The sequence below is a fragment of the Corynebacterium sp. KPL2838 genome, assembly GCF_040225455.1.
In the GTDB taxonomy this organism is placed as follows: Bacteria; Actinomycetota; Actinomycetes; order Mycobacteriales; family Mycobacteriaceae; genus Corynebacterium; species Corynebacterium rhinophilum.
Genome location: NZ_JBEHFT010000065.1, coordinates 1 through 3,732, shown reverse-complemented (window position 1 = coordinate 3,732; position 3,732 = coordinate 1). Strand labels below are relative to the sequence as shown.

3 protein-coding genes, 2 tRNA genes and 1 pseudogene are annotated in these 3,732 nt (G+C 57.1%); 4 read left to right on the top strand and 2 right to left on the bottom strand.

What is annotated here, in order from left to right:
* Window positions 1-73: 73 nt before the first annotated feature.
* Together ABRP98_RS11580 and ABRP98_RS11575 are read right to left on the bottom strand one after the other, a co-directional pair.
* A tRNA-Asp gene (locus ABRP98_RS11580) sits at window positions 74-147 on the bottom strand.
* A gap of 32 nt (window positions 148-179) precedes the next feature.
* A tRNA-Glu gene (locus ABRP98_RS11575) sits at window positions 180-255 on the bottom strand.
* A gap of 82 nt (window positions 256-337) precedes the next feature.
* Here ABRP98_RS11575 and ABRP98_RS11570 point away from each other — a divergent pair.
* The 4 genes and pseudogenes from ABRP98_RS11570 (at window position 338) to ABRP98_RS11555 (ending at window position 3,086) form a co-directional block, all read left to right on the top strand.
* Complete coding sequence (locus ABRP98_RS11570; RefSeq protein WP_284852657.1) at window positions 338-670, top strand: metal-sensitive transcriptional regulator; 333 nt, start codon at window positions 338-340, stop codon at window positions 668-670.
* 129 nt (window positions 671-799) lie between these two features.
* Window positions 800-1,017 (top strand): annotated as a pseudogene (locus ABRP98_RS11565) (helix-turn-helix domain-containing protein); the annotation flags it as partial.
* 127 nt (window positions 1,018-1,144) lie between these two features.
* On the top strand, window positions 1,145-1,405 hold the full coding sequence (locus tag ABRP98_RS11835) for an ATP-binding cassette domain-containing protein (RefSeq protein ID WP_410757235.1): 261 nt from the start codon (window positions 1,145-1,147) through the stop codon (window positions 1,403-1,405).
* 574 nt (window positions 1,406-1,979) lie between these two features.
* Entirely contained in the window at window positions 1,980-3,086 is a 1,107-nt protein-coding gene (locus tag ABRP98_RS11555; RefSeq protein ID WP_284852658.1) for an esterase/lipase family protein, read from the top strand.
* The last annotated feature ends 646 nt before the right edge of the window (window positions 3,087-3,732 follow it).

The window sequence follows — 3,732 nt, the reverse complement described above, 5'->3', positions numbered from 1 at the left end:
GACCCTTAACCCTCAACAAGCAGCCTGCGTAAAAGAAAAAGCAGTACCGCCGAAGCGTGTACTGCTCAAAGTGCGACCTTGACGGGACTTGAACCCGCGACCTCCGCCGTGACAGGGCGGCGCGCTAACCAACTGCGCCACAAGGCCAAATTGAACTTTTAACACCAACACAGATGTGTTGGTACCCCCAACGGGATTCGAACCCGTGCCGCTGCCGTGAAAGGGCAGTGTCCTAGGCCGCTAGACGATGGGGGCCAGTCGCTTCTTGGCGACTTCTAGAAATATACTGGAGACATCACCAAGAAACAAAATCGCGCCCCCAGAAGGAGTTTTTACCATGTCTGAGCAGCAGAAAACCTGTTCCTGCCACGAGCCGGATGTACACGGATACAACGCCGATAGTAAGAGCAAAGCGCGTTATCTAGCGCGCCTGAAACGCATCGAGGGACAGACGCGCGGGATTCACCGCATGGTCGAAGAGGACCAATACTGCATCGATATCATCACCCAAATCTCTGCGGTGACATCTGCGCTAGAGAATGTCTCTCTGGCGCTCTTAGAGGACCACATAGAGCATTGTGTGGCCGGTGCGGCGGCCGAGGACGGCGAGGTGGCTAAGGAGAAGCTAGCGGAGGCTATGCATGCTATTAAAAAGCTAGTGAAAAACTAGGGGAGGAGCCGCACACAGGCAAATCCTAATGGGAACCCTGTGCTTCCAAATTTATAACTTATTGTTACGGTCCGTTCCCAGGTAAGCGTTTGCCGTAGGTTACAGATCAGTCGCGACATGTGTGACGCTATGAATAGTCCTAACCGCAATCTCGGAATCGTCAACGCAGTCCGTAAAGAGAGCCGAAGCCCCTCAAAAGTCGCCCAGCGTTTTGGAATCTCCCGCCAGCGCACCTATCAAATTCTCAGCGCCTTTGACACCGGAGGCGCTGACGCCATCGCGGTACGCTCCCGTGCCCCACAACCCACCCACAGGCAGTGGGTGAAAAGCTACGTAAAGGAATCATCGCTATCGCAGCCAATTAACCGGGCACGCTCAGCTCGATTGACACCCAACTCCGAACACTTATGTTAATAACTAACGGTCTGCCGGACTTGACCGTCTTAACGCCCACCGCAGGCAGCATTACCCTCAATGGAAAAAGAAGTGCATTCCTGGGCACCAAAACAGGTTGCGCGGGAATTGGGCCTACTCCCACAAACGCCTTTTGTGCCCGATGGCATTACCGTGGCCGATCTCGTGGCACGCGGGCGCGCCCCGTACCAGAGCCTTTACTATCAATGGCGCGACAGCGGTGAGAAGGCCGTCTACGAGGCGCTAGCCGCCACCCGCACCCTGGAGATTTCTGAGCGGCTCGTCGAGGAGCTTTCCGGTGGGCAGCGCCAACGCGTATAGAGCGCCATGATACTCGCGCAGAAAACTCCCATCATACTGCTCGATGATCCCACGACATTCCTGGATATCTCGCATCAGTACGAACTCATGGAGCTGCTACGCACCCTCCATGAGCAGGGAAAACGATCGTGACGGTGCTAAACGAACTTAATCAGGCGGCGCGCTGTGCCAAACCGCCTCGTGATCATGCGGCAGGGAAAATTGTGACTGCAGGCTCCCCCAAGAATTACTCACCACCGAACTCATGGAGGATGTCTTTGACCTACGGTGCCGGGTAGTACCCGATCCGGTAACGGGCACCTCCTCGGTGGTACCACTCAGCCCTCGAGCCTCTGCCGATTAGTCGTTAATACGAACGATACCACCCATATGAGGTGTTTTCTTTTAACAAAGAACTAAATAAAGCCCGAAGAACCATACATAAAACGCATTATCTCCGCCGATGGAGCCATATGATTTTTACCATATTGACCGATGCTGTTACCCACGCCACACATTGGGTAATATGAGACTTTGTCCAGTCAATCCCATTGCCGCGAGATACGCGGCACTATTGTTGTAGAAAAGGATTCTCATGCGCCGTTCCATTCTGCGTACCACCGCCACATTCCTTGCCGCCGTCAGCCTCACGGCCTCTGCCGCGACCATCTCGACCGCCAACGCCGCCCCCTCCAGCAAGCCCGCTCCGGCGGCTTCCGAAAGCCCCGTCCTCCCCTGGACGGACATGGGACCGCACGGCCCCTACGCCAAGGACATCATCCATGCCATAGCCAAACAGGGCATTACAGAGAATATCACGCCCCCGAGCGCCAATATCGCCTGCACACCCGCCCCCGGCGAGAATCCCGTCGTGCTCCTGCACGGCATGAACTCAAATGCCTACCAGACCTACGCGGGCATGTCCTCGAAACTGGCTGAGCTTGGCAAGTGCGTGTACGCCTTCAACGTGGGCAAGATGCCGGGCACCCCCACCCCGGATGGAAGCTCTCTCATCGGTAGCGTGCCCATCACCCGCGCCATGGCTCCCTTCGAGACCTCCGTTGCGCAGTTCACCGACTACATCAATCGCCTAAAAGCACAGACCGGTGCCACCGAGGTCGACCTCGTGGGACACTCCGCTGGTGCCACCATCGCCACCGCTTACTCCAAGCAGGAGCAGGGACAGGGCATCGGCACCATCGTATCCATCGCCGGCGTACTGCACGGCACCTCCCTGCTGGGAGTTTCCTACGCTCTGGAGAAACTCAACGCCCTAAATGGTCTCGGCGATAACCTCATCACCCTGGCCGTAAGCCCCAGCACCCGCCAGTTGCTGCAGCACAGCGACTACATGGCGAAGCTCAACGAGGGCGGGCTTGAGGTTCCCGGCGTGCGCTACGTCTCCATCTCCACCCGCTTCGATGAGGCCGTGACCCCGCTGGCCGCGAGCCAGTTCACTTCCCCGGCAGCTACCAACCATGTACTGCAGGACGAGTGCTCGCTGGATGCCTCCGAGCACCTGGGCATCACGTACTCTCCGCGCGCAATTGCACTGACCGCTAATGAGCTCGGTCGCAACGTCGAGGTGCCGTGCACCCCGGTGACGGGTTCTGCTGAGGGTGGCTCCTCTATAGGCGCCGACTGGCTCCCCGGTATGGATGTCATCGTGAACCCCATCGCAGAGGGTTCCTCCAAGTTCTAGGAGCTTCCCTTTTTACACTCCTTATAGCTCCTCTGCTCCTTGCAGTTCATCGCAGCAGGACGCGAAAACTGCAAGGAGTTCTGTGTGTAGTGGCCGGACACCAAGAACTAACTTTTAGAACATTGATGCGCCATCCCGGCAACGCTGGCCATATCATCCCGATACTGCGAGATTCACGGTACGAGCAGCCGTGCGACACTGCGTCACACTGCGCGTCCACCGCGCTCCGTGCGCGACATGCCTACCCCGCTCATCAGGTTCCGTGGTTTAGTACTCTCGGTGAGCCGTCAATGCTGTTGTATCGCACGCTATCGTGCAATCGGCAGCCTTGTGGTGGCCTGATCATGAAATAGCTGAGCTGCGTGCCTGGCAAAACGAGGACATCAACCCACGCGTGCGGGTTTTCCATGAAGTTGGTTCTCTCGAGCCTTTCCTGTAGGAGGGAAATCACGAATTCGCTGGCACACTTCGCACCCGCTAGGCAGCCGTTCACACGCCCGCGAATACCCCGGCAGGCACAACTACGTGTGCTGGCGCAGGGGCATCATCGATGTCCTCCGCTGGTTCAATACGCCTTGTAACGCTACTCGATCTTCTTCCAGCCATACAAAGGAATTACGGGGGTTAAGTAGGGGTTAAGGGTCAA

Bases quoted from the DNA above. Each gene is read 5' to 3' on its own strand.
- ABRP98_RS11570 (WP_284852657.1), top strand. From the start codon at position 338: ATGTCTGAGCAGCAGAAAACCTGTTCCTGCCACGAGCCGGATGTACAC.
- ABRP98_RS11835 (WP_410757235.1), top strand. From the start codon at position 1,145: ATGGAAAAAGAAGTGCATTCCTGGGCACCAAAACAGGTTGCGCGGGAA.
- ABRP98_RS11555 (WP_284852658.1), top strand. From the start codon at position 1,980: ATGCGCCGTTCCATTCTGCGTACCACCGCCACATTCCTTGCCGCCGTC.